This is a genomic window from Micromonospora musae (genome assembly GCF_003626545.1).
Lineage (GTDB): Bacteria > Actinomycetota > Actinomycetes > Mycobacteriales > Micromonosporaceae > Micromonospora > Micromonospora musae.
Genome location: NZ_RAZS01000006.1, coordinates 508,822 through 528,487, shown reverse-complemented (window position 1 = coordinate 528,487; position 19,666 = coordinate 508,822). Strand labels below are relative to the sequence as shown.

The window sequence follows — 19,666 nt, the reverse complement described above, 5'->3', positions numbered from 1 at the left end:
ACGATCCGCCCGCTCACGTGAGGTCCACGCAGACGTTCGTGAGTTCGGAGTAGAAGTCCAGCGAGTGCACGCCACCCTCACGGCCGATGCCGGACGCCTTGACCCCGCCGAACGGGGTCCGCAGGTCGCGCAGGAACCACGTGTTCACCCAGACGATGCCGGCGTCGAGGCGGACCCCGGCCCGGTGCGCCCGGCCGACGTCCCGCGTCCACACCGTGGCCGCGAGGCCGTACTCGGTCCCGTTGGCCAACGCGTACGCCTCCTCCTCGTCGTCGAAGGGCGCGACGTGCACCACCGGTCCGAAGATCTCCTCGCGGTTGGTCCGGGCGTCCGGACCGAGCCCGGTCAGCACCGTCGGCTGCACGTACGCGCCGCCGTCCCGGGCGTCGCCGAAGTGCGGGGTGCCGCCCCCGGCGAGCACCTGCGCGCCCTCGGCCCGAGCCAGGTCGTAGTGGCCGAGCACCTTGGCGCGGTGGCCGTGCGAGATCAGCGGCATGTTGGCCGTGGCCTCGTCGGCCGGCCAGCCGTACGCCAGCTCCCCGGCGCGCTTCGCGAGCCGATCGGTGAACTCCTCGAAGACCGGCCGCTGCACGTAGATGCGTTCGGTGCAGAGGCAGACCTGCCCGCCGTTGGTGAAGCTGGAGCGGACCGACCCGGCCACCGCCGCGTCCAGGTCCACGTCGGCGAAGACCAGCCCGGCGTTCTTACCGCCCAGCTCGAAGCTGACCGCCTTCACCCCGTCGGCCGCGGCGCGCATGATGGCGCTGCCGGTGGCCGACTCACCGGTGAAGGTGATCGCGTCGACGCCGGGGTGCCGGGTGAGGAACTCCCCCGCCGAGTCCGGCCCGAAGCCGTGCACCAGGTTGAACACGCCCGCCGGTACGCCCGCCGCAGCCATCACCTCGGCGAGCAGCGTGGCCGACGCCGGGGTCTCCTCACTGGGCTTCACCACCACGGCGTTGCCGCAGGCCAGCGCCGGCGCCACCTTCCAGGTGAGCAGCAGCAGCGGCAGATTCCACGGCACGACCACGGCCACCACGCCGACCGGCTTGCGGACGGCGTAGTTGAGGGCACGCCCGCCGGTCGGGGTGACGGTGGTGAACGACTCGGTGGGCGCGGTCGCGACGATCTCGGCGAACGCCCGGAAGTTCGCGGCGCCGCGCGGGATGTCGAGGACCCGGGCCTGGGAGATGGACTTGCCGGTGTCGGCCACCTCGGCGGTGACCAGGTCGTCGAAGCGGCGCTCCAGCTCGTCGGCGATCCGGCGCAGCACCTCGGCGCGCTCCCGCTCCCCCATCCGGCCCCACGGGCCACGCACCGCCGCCCGGGCGGCGGCCACCGCGTCGTCCACGCAGGACGCGTCGGCCTCCGCCACCTCGAAGACCGGCTCACCGGTGACCGGGCTGGCCTTCGTGAAGCGGCGGCCGGAGTCGACGAACTCGCCGCCGACGAAGTTGCGCAGCAGAGCCGGCCCGGCCGGGGCCCGCCCGCTCATCAGCCGCGGATCCCACGTGACGCTCATCGACGCCTCCCTCGACCGAGCACCATCCCGGCCGCGCCGACCAGCAGGGCCGCCGCGCCCGCGGCGACCACCCCGAGCGCCTGGTGCTGCCGGCGTACCCGACGGGCCACCTCCGCGTACGGGGTGGTGGAGAAGGACACCAGCTCGTAGCGGGAGACGTACCGGCCGGGCAGCGCCCGTTCCAGCGCGTGCTCGACCCTACGGCCGAGTTGGAAGAGCGGCGAGGCGACCTTGTCCCGCATCTCCACGAAGTTCGCCAGCGCCATCCGGGCGATCGCCTCGGCGTTGCCCTGCCGCCGCTGCTGGAACAGCGGCAACGCCGCGGACCAGTCGTCGCCGCACTCGTCCAGGCAGCGGTCCAGCTCGACGACGTCCTCCAGGGCACAGTTCGCGCCCTGGCCGTAGAACGGGACGATGGCGTGCGCCGCGTCGCCGAGCAGACCCACCTTCCCGTTCGCCTGCCACGGTGTGCACCGCACCGTGCCGAGCACTCCGACCGGGTTGTGCTGGTAGTCGTCCACCAGGTTCGGCGCGAGCGGGACCAGGTCCGGGTAGTGCTCGGCGAAGTGCCGTTCGATCGCCGCCGGGCTGCCCAGCGAGGCGAAGGCCGCCGTGCCGTGCGTCGGCCAGAAGAGCGTGCAGGTGAAGGAGCGGTCCGGGTTCGGCAACGCGATCATCATCGAGGTGCCCCGTGGCCAGATGTGCAGGGCGTCCGGATCCAGCGCGAAGTCGCCGCCCGCCGGGGGGACGGTGAGTTCCTTGTAGCCGTAGTCGAGGAAGTCGAGGCTCTCGGTGAGCAGCCCGTGCGCGAGCAGCTGACCCCGTACGGCCGAGCCGGCCCCGTCCGCGCCGAGGACCACCGGGGCGTTCGCCGTCACCTTGCCCTCAGGAGTCTCGAACGTCAGATCGCCGGTGGCCGGGTCGAGCCCGACCAGGCGGTGGTCGAAGACGGCCCGCACCCCGGGCCGCGCGGTGGCCGCGTCGAGCAGGGCGTTGTTCAGCGCGCCACGGCTGATCGAGTTGATCGCCCGGTCGCCGGAGGAGCTGTAGGACTGGAACTGCGGCTCGCCCGCCACCGGATGGATCATCCGGCCGCGCATCGGCAGGGCGTCGGCCATCACCTGCTCGTCGAGGCCGATGCGGCGCAGGGCGTCCAGGCCGCGCTCGGAGAGGGCCAGGTTGATCGAGCGGCCTCGCTCGACCCGGCCGGTACGCGGATCCGGCCGCCGCTCGTAGAGCGCCACCCGGTAGCCGCGCCGGGCCAGGAAGCAGGCCAGCAGGCAGCCGGCCAGCCCAGCGCCGACGACTGCGATCTCGTCGTGCTCCCGGTTCATCGGCTTACCTCCGCCACGGTCGCGGCGAGCGCCTCGGCGACCCGCCAGCAGTCGTGGAACGTGGAGTAGAGCGGCACCGGGGCGAACCGGACGACGTCGGGCTCCCGGGCGTCGGCGATCACCCCGTGCTCCGAACGCAGCCGCTTGGCGAGCTCCGCGGCGCTGCCGGCGCCGATGCGTACCGAGAGTTGGCATCCGCGCCGCGCCGGGTCCCGGGGGGTGAGCACGGTCAACGGGCGATCGACTGTCACCTCGTCGAGCAGCCGCTCCAGGTAGCCGGTGAGGCGCAGGCTCCGCTCCCGCAGCGTCGTCATGCCGACGGCGTCGAAGAGCTCCAGCGAGGTACGGACCGGCCCCATCGAGAAGATCGGCGGGTTGGAGATCTGCCACGCCTCCACGGTGGCCGGGGGCCGGGAGACCGGGGTCATCTCGAACCGGGTGGCCGCCTCCGTGCTCCACCAGCCCTCGAAGCGCTGCAGCGTGGGGTCGCCGAGGTGCCGTTCGTGCACGAACGCGCCGGCCAGCGCGCCGGGGCCGGAGTTCAGGTACTTGTACGAGCACCAGGCGGCGAAGTCGACGTCCCAGTCGTGCAGGCGCAGCGGCACGTTGCCGGCGGCGTGCGCGAGGTCCCAGCCGACGATCGCGCCGGCGGCCCGACCGGCCGCCGTGATCACCGGGACGTCGAGCAGCTCACCGGTCAGGTAGTTGACGCCACCGAGCAGCACGAGCGCCACCCGGTCGCCCTCGGCGGCCAGGTAGTCGGTCACGTCCTCGGTGCGCAGGGTCTCCTCACCCGGGCGGGGGCGTAGCCGGACCACCGTCTCGTCCGGGTCGAGGCCGTGGAAGCGGGCCTGGCTGCGCACCGCGTAGCTGTCCGAGGGGAAGGCGCTGTCCTCGATGACGATCCGGGTACGCCGCCCGGACGGGCGGTAGAAGCTCACCATCAGCAGGTGCAGGTTGACCGTGAGCGAGTTCATCACCACGGTCTCCGCCGGCAGTGCCCCGACCAGCCGAGCGGCCGGCTCGGTGAGCAGTTCGTGGTACGGCAGCCAGGGCCGCTGCGCCTCCAGGTGCCCCTCGACACCGAGCCGACGCCAGGCGTCCAGGTCGGCGAGGAGTTCGTCGCGGGTGGCCAGCGGCTGCAGTCCGAGCGAGTTGCCGGCCAGGTAGGCGGCCTGCGGGTAGCGGCCCCCGTCGGCGGGCGGCACGTGGAACAGGTGACGGTGCCCGGGGTCGGCGGCGTCGAGTCGGCGTGCCTCGTCCTCAGACGCGGTCGGGCGGGGTGGAGCGGGGTGAGGGGCGTTCATCCGGTTGACTTCTCGCTTCCGATCACATGCTGGTACGGGCCGACCACAGCTCCGGGAAGACCACCCGGGCCATGCTGCGCTGCAGCCACGCCAACCCGGCGGAGCCGCCGCTGCCGACCTTGGCGCCCATCGTCCGCTGCACCGCCTTGACATGCTGCCAGCGCCACTCGCCGAACTGCTCGGCCACCTCGGTGAGCGCCTCGCCGAGCTGCCGGAGGTGGTTGCCCGGCCCGTCCTCGGCGTAGATCGCCACCCAGGCCGCCTCGATCCGCGGGTGCGTCTCGTGCTCGACGCTGACGTCCCGGTCGAGCACCTCGGCGGGGAGGTCGAAGCCGCGGCGGGCGAGCAGGGCGACCACATCGTCCCAGAGGCTCGGTGCGGCGAGCGAGTCGCGCAGCTCGGCGTAGACCTCGGTGTGCCGGCGGAACGGGCGGATCAACGCCGGGTCCCGGAGCCCGAGCAGGAACTCCAGCTGCCGGTACATGGCCGACTGGAAGCCGGACGCCTCGCCGAGCAGGTTGCGGAACTTGTTGAAGTCGGCCGGGGACATCCAGCGCAGCCCGCGCCACGCCGCGTTGAGCGCCTCCAAATGCAGGGTGGCCCGGCGCAGCGGCGCGAGCGCGTCCCAGACCTGGTCGGCGCGGATCAGCTGCTGGGCCTGGAGCAGCTCGTAGCGGGTGAGTCCGAAGTAGAGCTCCATGATCTGGCTGACCATGAGGAAGGACATCTCGCCCGGGTCGTCGCTGAGCGGCTGCTGCAACCGGTGCAGGGTGCTGGCGTGGGTGTACACGTCGTACGGCACCTGGCCGGCGAATTCCAGGGTGGGTTCCCCGCCGGTACGCGCCGCCTTGGCCTCGCGCTGCTGTGGCGTGACCGGGCGCACCGCCGCGGCCGGCGCCGGCCCCCGCAGCTCCGTCTGCTTCACCGTTTGTCTCCTCCATGAGCCGGTTCCCGCCATGATGTCGCGCCGCCGACCTTCGCGGAATGCGCGATCAACGGGGCTGACCGCAATCGGCCTGCCGGACCGAAGGCGTGAAGGCCATTCCGGTTCAGGAAAGTAAGGTCGCCTCATGGACGACATGGACTGGGCGCTGCTGCGCGAACTGCAGGCCGACGCCCGCCTCTCCTTCAGCGAGCTCTCCCGCCGCGTGCACCTGTCGCCGCCCGCGGTCGCGGAGCGGGTACGCCGACTGGAGGAGTCGGGCGTGATCACCGGCTACCACGCCCACGTCGACCTGGCCCGGGCCGGACGCAGCGTGGTGGCCCTGATCCGGATGTCCTGCTACGGGTCGCGCTGCATCCTCCACGACCCGAAGGTGCCCACCTGGGCGGAGATCCTGGAGATCCACCGGATCACCGGCGACGCGTGCAGCATGTTGAAGGTGGCGGCCGGGTCGATCGACGAGTTCGAGCGGGTGATCGACCGGCTCGCCCCGTACGGCCAGCCCTCCAGCACGATGGTGCTCTCCACCCCGCTCGACTGGCATCCGGTCACCCCGCTCCCGCGCGGCCCCGGCCCCGACGCCGACCCGGGCGGCCGCCGCCGCTGACCGACGACGGCCGGCGCACGTCGGGCGGAGGACGTCCCGATGCCGGCGCGGTCGGGTTTGCCGGCAGACCAGGGGGAAAACACCGCGGGTCGCCCCAGCAGGACCGGTGCACCGGTGCCGGGAGGGAGGATCATGCGGGGTCAGCGACCGGACGGTGGGGTGCTTCCCGCCCCGTCGACCATTCTCAGGCTGCTCGGGGCGTTCGCCCTGATCGCGTCGTTCGTCCTGGTCGGCGCCGCGCCCGCCCGGGCGGGCGAGAACGTCTTCGTCGAGGTCACGCCGAACAGCGTGCAGGCCGGCGACAAGGTACGGATCCGGGCGAGTTGCGACAACTCGAACAACCGGCAGGCGCAGGTCGAGTCGGACGCGTTCGGCCGGGTGACGGTACGACCGGACAACGGCTTCCTGACCGGCTCGGCGACCGTGCCGGAGAACAAGGAGCCCGGCGACTACCCGGTCAACCTGCGCTGCCCGAACGGCAACAACGCGTCCACCACGCTGACCGTGCTGAACATGGCCCAGCCGAGCAAGGGCCCGGCGACCGGCGGTGGTGGCACCGCCATGGGCCGCGGCACCGGCACCCTGCTGCTCGTCGGCGGGCTGGCCGCCGTCGGCGCCGCGGTGGCGCTGGGCATGGCGGGCAGCCGCCGTCGCGGAGCGGGTTCCTGACCCGGAGGCACCATGGCCCGCCCGACCGCAGGCCGGAGGCGACCGGACCGGAGCACGTTCCGGACGGCCACCCGCTCGACGCTGCGCGCCTCCCGGTCGACGCTGCGCGCGTCGGGCCGGCTGGCGGCGCGTACCTCGCGCCGGCTGGGCCGGGTCGCCCGGCACACGCTCTCCGCCGGGGTGGCCACCGCCGACCCGGGCAAGGCGCCGCTACCGGCCCGGCCCGGGCGTCCGCGAGTGCGGCACCGGCTCGGAGCGGGAGCCGGACCGGGTCTTCCGGTGCTGCTCGTCGCCGGGCTGATGGTGCTGATCGTCGCGATGCTCGGGGTGGAACGGGTGACCGGGCTCAGCGTCCTACCGGACCAGCTCAGCGCGGGTCTGCGCCCACCGCCGAAGAAGTTCCCGGTGCTGCCGGCGAGCCGACCGGCGGAGCTCTCCATCAACACGATCGACGTGCGGGCCCCGGTGCACAGTGTGGGGATCGCCGAGGACGGCAGCATCGGGGTGCCGGACGCCGGACGGGCCCAGGAGGCGGGCTGGTACGACCAGGGCCCCACCCCCGGCCAGTACGGCCCGGCGGTGATCGTCGGGCACGTGGACACCACCAGCGGGCCGGCGGTCTTCCACGACCTCAAGCAGCTGCGGGCCGGCGACCGGGTGGAGGTGACCCGGGAGGACGGCACCGTGGCGGTCTTCGAGGTGAACTCGGTGCAGCGGTTCGACAAGAACGAACTGCCGGTGGAGGAGGTCTTCCGCGACTTCAGCCGCCCGAACCTGCGCCTCATCACCTGCGGTGGCCGCTGGGTCGGTGGGGCGACCGGCTACGCCGACAACGTGGTGGTCTTCGCGTCCCTGGTGACGGCGCGCCGGTGAGGCTCGTCGGCTCAGGCCGCCTCCGGCTCCCGCAGGTCGAGCCAGTCGGCCCAGCGTGGGTCGGGCGCCCGGTGGCCGAGCACCCGCCAGGCGGCCCCCTTCGGCGCAGCGGGCGCCGAGTGCAGCCGCCAGCCCAGCTCGGCCGGGGTCTTGTCGCCCTTCGTGTGATTGCAGCGGGCGCAGGCGGCCACCACGTTCTCCCACGCGTGCCGGCCGCCCCGGCTGCGGGGGAAGACGTGGTCGATGGTCTCCGCCGGCCCCCGGCAGTAGGCGCAGCGCCAGCCGTCCCGGGCGAAGATCGCCCGGCGGGAGAGCCCGACGTGGGTGCGGTAGGGCACCCGGACGTACCGGGTCAACCGGACCACCGAGGGCACCGGGAGGGCGTCTCGGGCGCTGTGCAGGATGCCCTCGCCGTCGGCGACGCAGACCGCCTTGGCGGAGAGGACGAGGATCGCGGCCCGACGCACCGACACGACGCACAGCGGCTCGTAGGTGGCGTTGAGGACCAGCGCACCGGAGCCCACCGTGGGTCGTATGTCAGGCATCGCGCACACCCTCCCGGTTCAGCGGCACCTTCTGCGCGCCGCCGACCGGGGACGGGCACGACGGCCACCACGGTCGACGCCGGCCGGATCACCGACGTCCGTTGCGCCAATCGTCCCTGATCGGACCCCGGATTGCACGTACTAATCCGGGGTCCCTCGTGAAGCATTTTCCGGCCATGCCAGGATGACCGGTTCGCCCCCGCCCGTTCGGGCACTCGCCACCTCACCTCGGGCCCTCCGCCACCCCCCGGATTCCGGATGATCGCCGCAACCGGGCCGCGGGCGCCGCCCGGCGGTGGGTCGGCCGTGGACCTGCCGACGTCTTGCGGTACGAATTCAAGGTGACTGCCTCTGCCCTGACGGCCCTCGCCGCCGCCGCTCCCCCGGACGACAGCCCCAGCCCGGAGTGCCTGAACGAGGCGTTGTGCAACGCCGTCTGGCGGGCGACCCACTGGAGCTGGCTCGCCGAGGGCAGCTACTGGATCCTCGTCAAGCCGCTACGGATCATCCTGATCCTGCTGCTCGCCGTGATCGCCCGCTGGGCGGTGCGCAAGACGATCGACCGGCTGGTCCGCACCACCAGTGACGCGGGCGTGCCGGCGATGCTCCGGCCGCTGCGCGAGCGGGTGCCGACGGCCGCGACGGAGCCCGGCGAGTTCGTCCCGGAGCGGCGCCGGCAGCGGGCCGAGGCGATCGGCTCCGTGCTGCGCAGCCTCACCACCGCGTTCGTCTTCGGCATCGCGCTGCTGATGATCCTGCGCGAGTTCAGCTTCGACCTGGCCCCGCTGCTGGCCAGCGCCGGGATCGCCGGTGTGGCACTGGGCTTCGGCGCGCAGAGCCTGGTCAAGGACCTGCTGGCCGGCCTCTTCATGTTGATCGAGGACCAGTACGGCGTCGGCGACACCGTAGACCTGGGCGAGGCGACCGGGGTGGTCGAGTCGGTGGGGCTGCGGGTCACCACCGTCCGGGACGGGCGGGGGGTGCTCTGGTACATCCGCAACGGCGAGATCGTCCGGGTCGGCAACAAGAGCCAGGGCTGGGCACTGGTCGTGGTCGACCTGCCGATCGGGTTCGCCGGCACGGAGGAGGCCACGGCGGTGCTGCGTACGGCGGCCGCCTCGGTGGCGGTGGATCCGGAGCTCGCCCCGGAGATCGTCGAGCCGCCCGAGGTGCTCGGCGTGGAGCAGATGACCGTGGACGGCGCCGTGATCCGGACGGTGGTGAAGACGACCGCGGACGGCCAGTTCGCGGTCGGCCGGGAGCTGCGCCGCCGGCTCGCCGAGGCGCTGGAGAACTCCGGGATCACCGCGCAGATCGCCGCCGCCCGCCTCTTCCCCGGCATGCCGACCCGGCCGCCGGCCGACGGTGAGACCGGCCAGAGCGGAGCGACCTGAGTCTTTCTCGGCCGTCCATCGACGGAGGGGTCGCGGGCCGCGCGGCCCCTCAGGTATCGTCCGTTCGTTCAGTCGGAGATGCGACGATCTATCCGTTCGCCCTAGCCAGTTGTCAGACGATCGGGCAGAATCCGGGGCACGTGTTCCCGCCAGAAGCGTGTTGCGTCCTCGCTGATCCGCAGATCTGACGAGAGTTCTCGAGCCGGCGCCGCCACCAGTGGCCTGCCCCCTCGGGAGCGATGGAGGCGACGTTGACCGACGAGCGACCCTCTCCGGAAGGGCCGGCGACCTTCCGCGAGGTATTCGCCCAGCGGGAGTTCGGGGCCGTCTTCACGGCGGGTGCACTCTCCTGGATCGGCGACTATCTCGCCAAGGCCGCGGTCACCGTGCTGGTCTATCAGGAGACCCGGTCAGTCGCGCTCTCCGCCACCGCCTTCGCGGTCAGCTTCCTGCCGTGGCTGGTCGGCGGCCCGCTGCTCGCCGCGCTCGCGGAGCGCCACCCGTACCGGCGGGTGATGGTGGCGTGCGACCTGATCCGGATGGCGCTGATGCTGCTCATCGCCATTCCGGGCCTGCCGGTCTACGTCGTGCTGGCGCTGCTCTTCCTCGCGACCCTGGCCAACCCGCCGAGCCAGGCCGCGAAGTCCGCGCTGATGGCGCAGATCCTCACCGGCGACCGGCTGGTGCTCGGGCTCTCACTCAACGCCAGCGCCGGTCAGGCGGCCCAGGTGGTCGGCTACCTGGTGGGTGCCGCGATCGCCCAGTTCGATCCGGCCTTCGCGCTGCTGATCAACGCGGCCACCTTCGCCCTCTCGGCGGCCCTGCTCCGCTTCGGTGTGCGCGAGCGGTCCGCGGCGCTGGACGTGGCGAACCGCACCCACCTGCTCCGGGAGACCGCCGAGGGGTTCCAGATCGTGTTCGGCACCCCGGTGCTGCGGGCTATCGCCGTACTGGTCTTCAGCTCCATGCTCTTCTCGATCGTGCCCGAGGGCCTGGCCGCGGCGTGGGCGGACCAGAAGGCCGGCGGCGACCTGGATCCGGGCCTGGCGCAGGCGGTCATCATGGCCGCCAACCCGGTCGGTTTCGTCCTCGGCGGGCTGCTGATCGGGCGCGCCTTCGGCCCGGCCCGGCGGCTGGCCCTGATGCGGCCGCTGGCCATACTCGCCCCACTGACCCTGGTGCCCGCCCTGCTCGACCCCTCCCCGGTGGTGGTGGCGCTGCTCGCCGCCGCCTGCGGCTTCGCCGTCGCGGGCATGCTGCCGACAGCGAACGGGCTCTTCGTCCAGGTCCTGCCGGACTCCTTCCGCGCCCGCGCCTTCGGCGTGATGGCCACCGGGATGCAGGTGATCCAGGGGCTGGCGGTACTGGTCACCGGCGTGCTCGCCGAACGTTTCTCCATCCCGTCCGTGGTCGGCGTGTGGAGCGCCGCCGGGGTCGTGCTGATGTTGGTGGCCAGCCTGAGCTGGCCCAGCCGCCCGGCGGTGGAGGCGGCCGTCGCGCTCGCCTCACGCGGAGGCGCCGGCGCGGCCCGGAACCGCTCCGCCGACGCGAGCCGGGTCGGCTCCACCGGCGGTCCGGAGGCCCCGGCGGCGGCTGACCTGCCGGGCGACGATGCCGTCGACGGCGAGCGGGAACGGCACGCGGTCACCTGAAGCTCCGCAGGCGCCCAGCCGCCCGGCACGGCCACGACACCACCACGCCCGGCCGCCCTTCGGGGTCTGTTTCACCGGACCGTTCCCGGCCGCGCCGGCGAGCCTGATCAAACAGACCCTGGGCGGAGGCTCGGCGGGGCCGCGCTCCGCTCGCCGGCGGTGACCGGACGCACAGCGCCAGCGGTCTCCTCGGTGCCGGTGCCGGCCGGGTGCCTGGCAGGATGGAGCGGTGAACCCCGCAGGCGAATCCGAGCGCTCCCGGCCGTCGCAGACCCTCTTCGACGCGATCGGCGGCGAGCCCACGTTCCGCAAGCTGGTGGACGAGTTCTACGCCGGGGTGGCGGCGGACCCGCTGCTGCGCCCGATGTACCCGGAGGAGGACCTCGGCCCGGCGGCTGACCGGCTGACCCTCTTCCTCATCCAGTACTGGGGCGGCCCGAACACCTACTCCGCGCAGCGGGGGCATCCGCGACTGCGGATGCGGCACGCGCCGTTCCGGGTCGGGGTGGCCGAGCGGGACGCCTGGCTGCGCCACATGCGCCGGGCGGTCGATCGGCTCGACCTGCCGGCGGAGCACGCCACCGCGCTCTGGGACTACCTGGAACGCGCCGCGTACTTCATGGTCAACGTGATGGAGGACCCGGCCTGATCCGCGGGCGTACCCGCCACCGGGCGGGGCCGCCCGCCGTCGCGGCCGGACCGCTCAGCGGCCCACCGCCAGGGCCCGCCCCGAGCCGGAGGCGCCGCCTGGCGGCCGGGCCGCTCACCGGGCCAGGGCCCGCCCGAGCCGGACGGGCCGCCGCCTGGTCGGCACCCCGAGCCCGTGGCCCGTGGCGGGGACCGTCGGGCCCGGAGGCTCAGAGCAGCGCGCCCTCGTCGTGCAGCCAGTCCACGAAGCTCGTGGCCACCGCCGCACCGCAGTCGAGCATCTCGACCAGGAGCGCGTCGTGCGCCCCGGCGCCCATCGGCACCTGCAACTCGGCGTAGATGGGCAACTGGCCACGCTCGGTGGGGTCGCCGACGTACGCCTTGCAGAACCGGCGGGTGTGGTTCCACTCGTTGACCACGCGGTAGGCCCGGTCGGCCCAGTCCGGCGGCACCGTCGCGTGTGGACGGGCCCGCATGACCAGAATCTCGTCCTCCGGCCCCTCGAGGGTGACCAGCACGGCGTGCCGCTCCCACATGGCGAGCAGGTTGCCGTCGCCGTCGGCCAGGTAGCGCACGTCGAGCAGGTCGAGCGCGTCGCAGACCCGGCTCAGGGTGACCGGCGCGACGGTCGCCGGAATCTCGGCGAGCACGGACCGGTCGTTGGTCTTGCAGTCGTCTTCCGGTTGGCGCTGGGTCGGCGGTCCGACCCGGACGGTGCCCTCCACTGTGATCCCGCTTCGAGTTTCCGGCTCGCCGCCGTCGGCGGGACCGGGGCGCCATGACCACCACGGCATCGCTCGCGCACCTCACTCCCCAGCGGATCCAGTCGCCTACCGTGCGTTGGATCCGAGGATGGACGGTACCCGGACAGCCGAGTTGAAGCATCCCCCCAACGACCGCCCCAACCCAGAAGGACGATCCCAGCTCAGCCGTTCGGATGAGGCGTGAGGGACATCACGGCAAGATCCGTGCCTTTCTGCAACCAAGCCGCTCCGTACGGTCCCACCAGGCCGACCCATCGGCCCGCGACCCGCACCTGCACGTCGGCCACCGGTCCGGGCTGCTCCGGCGCGCCCAGAAAACCCATCCGGACGAGCCCCTGCACCAGCCGCTGCGGCACCTCGACCGGAGGGCCCGGCGGGTCGTCAGGAGTGACCAGCACGGCCACGTGGTCGAGCAGGGCGTCGCGCAGCGCCCGCTGCCCCACCGCCCGGCCCGCCACGCCCTGCTCGCTCGCCGTCCGCAGGGTGCCGGCCGCCGCCCGGGCGATCCGCCACACCTCGCCGGCGGGCAGGACCTCGATCGGGCGGCTCGCCGCCGGAGGCAGCGGCCAGCGCCACTGTGCGTCCCGGCGGGGCGGGAGCGCCGCACCGGAGCGTTCCAGCTCGGCGAGGAGATCAGCGGCCCCCACGGCCACGTCACCGCCGCCCGAACCCGCCACGGTCCGCACCACCAGCACCTGCCACGGCAAGCGGGCCCAGAGGGCGATCCGGTCCGCCCCGACCGGCCGCAGCCGCACCGGCGCGGAGCGGTCCAGCCGGACGAGCCGGGCCAGGAACGCCCCGGCGTCGGCCGACCCGACGATGCCGTGCCCGCCGCTCGGGATGGCGGCGCGTTCCGGCGGCCCGCCACCGGCGCCGGCCACCGAGCCCGCCGCCTCCGGGCGGGTCACGCGGACCCGCCCGCCGGCGCGTAGTTCAGCAGGAACTCCCGCTCCCGCTCGGTGATCCGGCGTGGCACCTGCCGGCCCAGGTCGAACGGCACCAGCACCGAACGGGCCCGCCCGGCCAGCGTCTCGCCGTCGTAGAGCTCGTAGGCGACGGTGAACCGGGAGGCCCGGATCTCCTCCACCCACAGCTCGATTCGTACGGTCGGCGCGGCCTCGCGCGTCCCCCGGTCCAGGGAGTAGTCGACCGGGCGCAGGTAGTCGACCTCGTGGCGGCGGATCACCACGCCCTCCGCGAACGAGTCCACCCCCCACGCCCGGGCGTCGGCGAACATCAACGCCACTCGGGCCTCCTCGTAGAGCGTGAGGAAGCGCGAGTTGTTGACGTGACCGAAGGCGTCGAGGTCGGACCAGCGCAGGGCGCAGTGGTAGACGAACCGGTCAGCCATGCTCAGTCGCGGGTCAGCTTGCGGTACGTCACCCGGTGCGGGCGCGCCGCCTCGGCCCCGAGCCTGTCGATCTTGTTCTTCTCGTACGCCTCGAAGTTGCCCTCGAACCAGAACCACTTCGACGGGTTCTGGTCGTCGCCCTCCCAGGCCAGGATGTGCGTGGCGACCCGGTCCAGGAACATCCGGTCGTGCGAGATGACCACGGCGCAGCCCGGGAAGTCCAGCAGCGCGTTCTCCAGGCTGGAGAGGGTCTCCACGTCCAGGTCGTTGGTCGGCTCGTCGAGCAGGATCACGTTGCCGCCGATCTTCAACGTCAGCGCCAGGTTGAGCCGGTTCCGCTCGCCGCCGGAGAGCACCTTGGTCGGCTTCTGCTGGTCCGGCCCCTTGAAGCCGAACGCCGCGATGTACGCCCGGGACGGCATCTCGACCTTGCCCACCATGAGGTGGTCCAGCCCGTCGGAGACGACCTCCCAGACGGTCTTGTCGCCGTCCAGGCCCTGCCGGTTCTGGTCGACGTACGACAGCGAGACGGTCTCGCCGACCCGGACCTCGCCGTCGGTCGGTTGCTCCAGCCCGACGATGGTCTTGAACAGGGTGGTCTTGCCGACGCCGTTCGGGCCGATGATGCCGACGATGCCGTTGCGCGGCAGCGAGAACGACAGGTCGTCGATCAGCAGCCGGTCACCGAAGCCCTTGCTGAGGTCGCGCGCCTCGATCACCGTGCTGCCCAGGCGCGGGCCCGGCGGGATCTGGATCTCCTCGAAGTCCAGCTTCCGGGTCTTCTCCGCCTCGGCGGCCATCTCGTCGTAGCGGTCCAGGCGGGCCTTGGACTTGGTCTGCCGGGCCTTGGCGTTGGAGCGGACCCACTCCAGCTCGTCGGAGAGGCGCTTCTTCATCTTGGCGTCGCGCCGGCCCTCGACGGCGAGCCGGGCGGCCTTCTTCTCCAGGTAGGTGGAGTAGTTGCCCTCGTACGGGTAGGCCCGGCCGCGGTCCAGCTCGAGGATCCAGTTGGCCACGTTGTCGAGGAAGTACCGGTCGTGGGTGATGGCGATGACGGTGCCCGCGTACTTGGCCAGGTGCTGCTCCAGCCACTGCACGCTCTCCGCGTCCAGGTGGTTGGTGGGCTCGTCGAGCAGCAGCAGGTCGGGCGCCTCCAGCAGCAGCTTGCAGAGCGCCACCCGACGGCGCTCACCACCGGAGAGCTGGGTGACGTCGGCGTCCGGCGGCGGGCAGCGCAGTGCGTCCATGGCCAGTTCGAGCTTGGAGTCGATGTCCCAGGCGTCGACGTTGTCCAGCTCCTCCTGGAGCTTGCCCATCTCCTCCATCAGCTCGTCGGAGTAGTCGGTCGCCATCTGCTCGGCGATCTTGTTGAACCGCTCCAGCTTCGCCTTCGTCTCGGCGACCGCCTCCTCGACGTTGCCGAGCACGGTCTTGGCGTCGTTGAGCGGCGGCTCCTGGGCGAGCATGCCGACGGTGAAGCCGGGCATAAGCCGGGCCTCGCCGTTGCTCGGCCGGTCCAGCCCTGCCATGATCTTGAGGAGGCTCGACTTACCGGCGCCGTTCGGGCCGACCACACCGATCTTGACCCCGGGCAGGAAGTTCAGCGTCACGTTGTCCAGCACGACCTTGTCGCCGTGCGCCTTGCGCGCCTTTTCCAGGACGTAGATGAACTGGGCCACGGTGTGGACTACCTCCGTAGGTTTCGACTGGGAGCCGGCGGCGCGAGCGCGGGGGCGGCGGAAGCTCCCGCGACACCGGCCGGGCCGGCCGCACGCACGCCGTCGTCAATCCTGACAGGTATTCGACGGAGCGCCCACATCACCCCGCCCTGGCGTTCCCACGCGCGTCGCGGCAGCTCGGGACGGACCGCCGCCCCGGCGTCGTGCGGGGCCGCGGCTGTTGGCAAGATCACCGGCGAGATTCGGCGAGCGCGGAGCGGGTAGGGAACTCCGGCACGGGCTCCAAGACCTCGCAGCTACGCTCAGTACGCCCATGCGGTTGATCCGCCCAGCACCGGAGGTGGCCGAACGTGACCGTCCGCAGCTCCTTTGTCGTAGTGGCGAACCGCCTGCCGGTCGACGAGGTGAGCACACCCGAGGGACGGCAGTGGCGGCGCAGCCCGGGTGGGCTGGTCACCGCCCTGCACCCCGTCCTCGCCGAGCACCAGGGCACCTGGGTCGGCTGGGCCGGCGGCACCGGCGCCGCCCCGGAGCCGTTCGACCTGGAGGGCATCCACCTGCACCCGGTGCCGCTGAGCGGCGAGGAGCTCGAGCGCTACTACGAGGGCCAGTCCAACGCGACGATCTGGCCGCTCTACCACGACGCCGTGGAGACCCCGGTCTACAAGCGCCGCTGGCGGGAGACGTACCGCCTGGTCAACGCCCGGTTCGCCGAGGCCGCGGCGGACGTGGCGGCCGAGGGCGCGACGGTCTGGGTGCAGGACTACCAGCTCCAGCTGGTCCCCGCGATGCTCCGCGAGCTGCGGCCGGACCTGCGCATCGGTTTCTTCCTGCACATCCCGTTCCCGCCCATCGAACTGTTCATGCAGATGCCGTTCCGCACCGAGATCCTGCGCGGGCTGCTCGGCGCCGACCTGGTCGGGTTCCAGCAGCGGCTGGCCGCCCAGAACTTCGTCCGGCTGGCCCGGCACCTGCTCGGGCTGCGCTACGAGGGGCAGATGATCCAGGTCGACGGCCGGCAGGTGAAGGCCGGAGCGTTCCCCATCTCGATCGACACCCGGGAGATGGAGCGGATGGCCGCCGACCCGGCGGTCCAGGCCCGGGCCAAGGAGATCCGGGAGGAGCTCGGCAACCCCCGGACGATAGTGCTGGGCGTGGACCGGCTCGACTACACCAAGGGCATCGAGCTGCGCCTCAAGGCCTTCCGCGAGCTGCTGGCGGACGGAAAACTGAGCGTTCCCGACGCGGTCATGGTCCAGGTCGCCACGCCGAGCCGGGAGCGCGTCGAGCACTACCAGGCTCTCCGCGTCAAGGTCGAGCGCGAGGTTGGTCGGATAAATGGCGAATTCGGCAGGGTGGGCGTACCCGCGGTGCATTATCTGCATCAGTCGTACAGTCGCAGCGAACTGGCCGCGATGTACGTCGCTGCCGACGTCATGATGGTGACCCCGCTGCGAGACGGAATGAATCTGGTGGCCAAGGAGTACGTGGCATCGCGCGCCGACCAGGGCGGTGCACTCGTGCTCAGTGAGTTCGCCGGCGCGGCAACCGAGCTGCGCCAGGCGTTCCTGTGCAACCCGCACGACCCCGACGCGGTCAAGGACGCCCTGCTGCGGGCCGTGCATGTCGAGAAGCCGGAGGCACGCCGCCGTATGCGGACGATGCAACGCCATCTGCGTACCAACGATGTGGGTCACTGGGCCCAGTCCTTCCTCACCGAGCTCGGTGCCCCCGAGGCGGAGGCCGCGTGAGCGCCACCCTGCCCGGTGGCGTCGCCACCGACGTCATGGACCCGGAGCTGCGCACCGCGATCGGCCGGATCGCCCGGGTGCCGCAGCTCCTGATCGCCTGTGACTACGACGGCACCCTGGCGCCGATCGTCGAGGATCCCAGCAAGGCCGTGCCCCTGCCCGAGTCGGTGGCCGCCATCCGCGCGCTGGCGGCGATGCCGCAGACCACCGTGGCGGTGGTCTCCGGTCGGGCGCTGCGTGACCTGGCCGCGCTCTCCCGGCTGCCCAGCGAGGTGCACCTGGTCGGCAGCCACGGCTCCGAGTTCGACATCGGCTTCGTCGAGCGGCTCTCTCCCGAGCTGATCGAGATCCGCGCCCGGCTGCGGGACGCGCTGCGCGAGATCGCCGCGGCCCACCCCGGCGTCCGGCTGGAGCGCAAGCCGGCCAGCGTCGCCGTGCACACCCGCGGGCTGGACCCGCAGATCGCGGCGGCCGCCATCGAGGCGGTCCGCACCGGCCCCGCGACCTGGGACGGCGTCACCGTCACCCAGGGCAAGGAGGTCATCGAGCTCTCGGTGGTCGCCACCCACAAGGGCACGGCGGTCGACCAGCTGCGTACCCAGCTCTCCGCCAGCGCGGTGCTCTTCATCGGCGACGACGTCACCGACGAGAACGCCTTCGGCAACCTGCACGGGCCGGACGTCGGCATCAAGATCGGCCCGGGCGACACCCAGGCCCAGTACCGGGTCGCCGAGCCGATCGAGGCCGCCCGCGCCCTCGGGCTGCTGCTGGAGACCCGTCGGCACTGGCTCTTCGGCGAGCGGGCGGTGCCGATCGAGCGGCACTCGATGCTGGCCAACGGCCGCACCGTCGGCCTGGTCACGCCGGAAGCCAAGATCACCTGGCTCTGCCACCCGAAGCCGGACTCGGCGGCGATCTTCGCCGACCTGGTCGGTGGCAGCCCGGCCGGGCACTTCACCGTCTCACCCGAGCGGGGCGGCATCCCGCTGGGCCAGCGCTACCGTCCCGGCACGATGACCGTGGAGACCCGCTGGTCCGGCCTGACCGTCACCGACTGGCTGGACACGCCCGCCAGCGAGACCACCCCGGACGGGCCGGCCGTCATGGGCGGCGACTCGACGCTGATCCGGGTGCTCAGCGGCACCGGGCGGGCGCGGATCGACTTCGCCCCCCGGCCCGAGTTCGGCCAGGTCGCCGTGCAGCTGCAACCGCTCGACGACGGCCTGCTGGTGCTCGGCTCGAACGAGCCGATCGCGCTCTACTCCCCCGGCGTCGAGTGGGAGATCACCAGCGACGGCGTCTACGAGAGCGCCAAGGCGGTCGTCGACCTCCGCGCCGTCGGCGGGCAGGTCGTGCTGGAGATGCGCTTCGGCACGCAGAGCCTGGAGCACCACCGGCTCTCGATCCACGAGCGGCAGGCCGCGGCCGAGCAGCCGTGGACGGACTGGGTCTCGACGCTCCGGCTGCCCAACACCGCCCGTGACCTCGTCGTGCGCAGCGCGCTCACGCTGCGCGGTCTCTGCCACGAGCCCACCGGCTCGATCCTGGCCGCCGCGACCACCTCGCTCCCCGAGGAGCTGGGCGGCGTACGCAACTGGGACTACCGCTACTGCTGGCTGCGGGACGCCGCGCTGAGCGCCCGGTCGCTGGTCGACCTCGGTTCGACCGAGGAGGCCGAGGGGCTGCTGCGCTGGATCGACGGCGTCGTCGAACGCACCGGCGGGCACCCCGAGCGGCTGCACCCGCTCTACACCGTCGACGGGTACGAGCTGGGCGCCGAGGCCGTCATCGACACCCTGCCCGGCTACGCCGGCTCCCGGCCGGTACGGGTCGGCAACCTCGCCAACCACCAGCTCCAGCTGGACGTCTTCGGTCCGGTCGCCGACCTGATCGCCGCCGTGGCCGACCTGCGCGGCTCGGTCCGGGAGACGGAGTGGCGGGTGCTCGAGTCGATGGTCGAGGCGGTCAGCCGACGCTGGCACGAGCCCGACCACGGCATCTGGGAGGCCCGCCTCCCACCGCGGCACCACATCTTCTCGAAGGTGATGTGCTGGATGACGGTGGACCGGGCGCTGCACGTCGTGCGGCAGCACGGCGGCCAGGACCGCCCGGAGTGGGTGGACCTGCGCGACCGGATCGCCGCCAACGTGCTGGAGTACGGCTGGCACGAGCACGCCGAGGCGTACAGCGTCGCCTACGGCGACGAGGACATGGACGCCTCCTCGCTCTGGATCGGCCTCTCCGGCCTGCTCCCGGGTGACGACCCGCGCTTCCTCTCCACCGTCCTCAAGATCGAGGCGGACCTGCGCAGCGGCCCGGTGGTCTACCGGTACCACTGGGACGACGGTCTGCCCGGCCGGGAGGGCGGCTTCCACATCTGCACGGCGTGGCTGATCGAGGCGTACCTGCGCACCGGTCGGCGCACCGATGCCGAGGAGCTCTTCACCCAGATGATCGACACCGCCGGGCCGACGGGTCTGCTCCCCGAGCAGTACGACCCGCTCGCCGAGCGGGGGCTGGGCAACCACCCGCAGGCCTACAGCCACCTGGGGCTGGTCCGCTGTGCCCTGCTGCTCGACAACATGCTCAAGCAGTGAGCTGAACGCCGGAGAACGGCGGCCGGAGAT

17 protein-coding genes are annotated in these 19,666 nt (G+C 72.5%); 8 read left to right on the top strand and 9 right to left on the bottom strand.

Annotated features, from left to right (window positions below):
• Positions 1-13: 13 nt before the first annotated feature.
• The 4 genes from D7147_RS19815 to D7147_RS19800 are packed head-to-tail and all read right to left on the bottom strand — an operon-like array spanning position 14 to position 5,088.
• Complete coding sequence (locus D7147_RS19815) at positions 14-1,495, bottom strand: 2-hydroxymuconic semialdehyde dehydrogenase (protein WP_120679935.1); 1,482 nt, start codon at positions 1,493-1,495, stop codon at positions 14-16.
• Between the two features lie 23 nt (positions 1,496-1,518).
• Complete coding sequence (locus tag D7147_RS19810; protein ID WP_120679750.1) at positions 1,519-2,856, bottom strand: FAD-dependent oxidoreductase; 1,338 nt, start codon at positions 2,854-2,856, stop codon at positions 1,519-1,521.
• A complete protein-coding gene (gene kynU, locus D7147_RS19805) occupies positions 2,853-4,163 on the bottom strand; it encodes a kynureninase (RefSeq protein ID WP_120679748.1) in 1,311 nt (436 codons plus the stop codon). The genes D7147_RS19810 and kynU overlap by 4 nt, the downstream gene beginning before the upstream one ends.
• A 22-nt stretch (positions 4,164-4,185) precedes the next feature.
• Entirely contained in the window at positions 4,186-5,088 is a 903-nt protein-coding gene (locus D7147_RS19800) for a tryptophan 2,3-dioxygenase (RefSeq protein ID WP_120679746.1), read from the bottom strand.
• Between the two features lie 145 nt (positions 5,089-5,233).
• On the opposite strand from D7147_RS19800, the gene D7147_RS19795 reads away from it, so the two are divergent.
• The 3 genes from D7147_RS19795 (at position 5,234) to D7147_RS19785 (ending at position 7,255) form a co-directional block, all read left to right on the top strand.
• Positions 5,234-5,713 carry an Lrp/AsnC family transcriptional regulator gene (locus tag D7147_RS19795; RefSeq protein ID WP_120679744.1) on the top strand — a complete coding sequence of 160 codons (480 nt, stop codon included), beginning with the start codon at positions 5,234-5,236 and terminating at the stop codon, positions 5,711-5,713.
• Positions 5,714-5,845: 132 nt separating this feature from the next.
• Positions 5,846-6,382, top strand: a complete 537-nt coding sequence (locus tag D7147_RS19790) for a hypothetical protein (RefSeq protein ID WP_233563225.1) — start codon at positions 5,846-5,848, stop codon at positions 6,380-6,382.
• 12 nt (positions 6,383-6,394) lie between these two features.
• Positions 6,395-7,255, top strand: a complete 861-nt coding sequence (locus D7147_RS19785; RefSeq protein ID WP_120679742.1) for a class F sortase — start codon at positions 6,395-6,397, stop codon at positions 7,253-7,255.
• A gap of 11 nt (positions 7,256-7,266) precedes the next feature.
• Here D7147_RS19785 and D7147_RS19780 read toward each other — a convergent pair whose 3' ends face one another.
• On the bottom strand, positions 7,267-7,800 hold the full coding sequence (locus tag D7147_RS19780; RefSeq protein WP_120679740.1) for an HNH endonuclease: 534 nt from the start codon (positions 7,798-7,800) through the stop codon (positions 7,267-7,269).
• Positions 7,801-8,141: 341 nt separating this feature from the next.
• Here D7147_RS19780 and D7147_RS19775 point away from each other — a divergent pair, with 341 nt between their 5' ends.
• From D7147_RS19775 to D7147_RS19765, 3 genes are all read left to right on the top strand, one after another.
• Positions 8,142-9,194: a mechanosensitive ion channel family protein gene (locus D7147_RS19775; RefSeq protein WP_120679931.1), complete on the top strand. Its 1,053-nt coding sequence runs from the start codon at positions 8,142-8,144 to the stop codon at positions 9,192-9,194.
• A 239-nt stretch (positions 9,195-9,433) separates the two neighbouring features.
• Positions 9,434-10,846 carry an MFS transporter gene (locus D7147_RS19770; protein WP_120679738.1) on the top strand — a complete coding sequence of 471 codons (1,413 nt, stop codon included), beginning with the start codon at positions 9,434-9,436 and terminating at the stop codon, positions 10,844-10,846.
• A 229-nt stretch (positions 10,847-11,075) separates the two neighbouring features.
• A complete protein-coding gene (locus D7147_RS19765) occupies positions 11,076-11,495 on the top strand; it encodes a globin (RefSeq protein ID WP_120679736.1) in 420 nt (139 codons plus the stop codon).
• A gap of 208 nt (positions 11,496-11,703) precedes the next feature.
• Here D7147_RS19765 and D7147_RS19760 read toward each other — a convergent pair whose 3' ends face one another.
• The 4 genes from D7147_RS19760 to ettA all read right to left on the bottom strand — a co-directional run bounded on the left by D7147_RS19760 (position 11,704) and on the right by ettA (position 15,288).
• Complete coding sequence (locus D7147_RS19760) at positions 11,704-12,288, bottom strand: type III secretion system chaperone family protein (RefSeq protein ID WP_120679734.1); 585 nt, start codon at positions 12,286-12,288, stop codon at positions 11,704-11,706.
• Positions 12,289-12,419: 131 nt separating this feature from the next.
• Entirely contained in the window at positions 12,420-13,139 is a 720-nt protein-coding gene (locus D7147_RS19755; protein ID WP_120679929.1) for a serine/threonine-protein kinase, read from the bottom strand.
• A 23-nt stretch (positions 13,140-13,162) separates the two neighbouring features.
• Complete coding sequence (locus tag D7147_RS19750; RefSeq protein ID WP_120679732.1) at positions 13,163-13,609, bottom strand: acyl-CoA thioesterase; 447 nt, start codon at positions 13,607-13,609, stop codon at positions 13,163-13,165.
• Positions 13,610-13,611: 2 nt separating this feature from the next.
• Complete coding sequence (gene ettA / locus D7147_RS19745; RefSeq protein ID WP_120679730.1) at positions 13,612-15,288, bottom strand: energy-dependent translational throttle protein EttA; 1,677 nt, start codon at positions 15,286-15,288, stop codon at positions 13,612-13,614.
• Between the two features lie 350 nt (positions 15,289-15,638).
• Between ettA and D7147_RS19740 the strand changes: the two genes are divergently transcribed.
• Both D7147_RS19740 and otsB read left to right on the top strand, forming a co-directional pair.
• Complete coding sequence (locus D7147_RS19740) at positions 15,639-17,039, top strand: alpha,alpha-trehalose-phosphate synthase (UDP-forming) (RefSeq protein WP_120679728.1); 1,401 nt, start codon at positions 15,639-15,641, stop codon at positions 17,037-17,039.
• A 35-nt stretch (positions 17,040-17,074) separates the two neighbouring features.
• Positions 17,075-19,636 (top strand): trehalose-phosphatase, encoded by a 2,562-nt coding sequence (gene otsB / locus D7147_RS19735; protein WP_120679927.1) that lies wholly within the window; start codon positions 17,075-17,077, stop codon positions 19,634-19,636.
• The last annotated feature ends 30 nt before the right edge of the window (positions 19,637-19,666 follow it).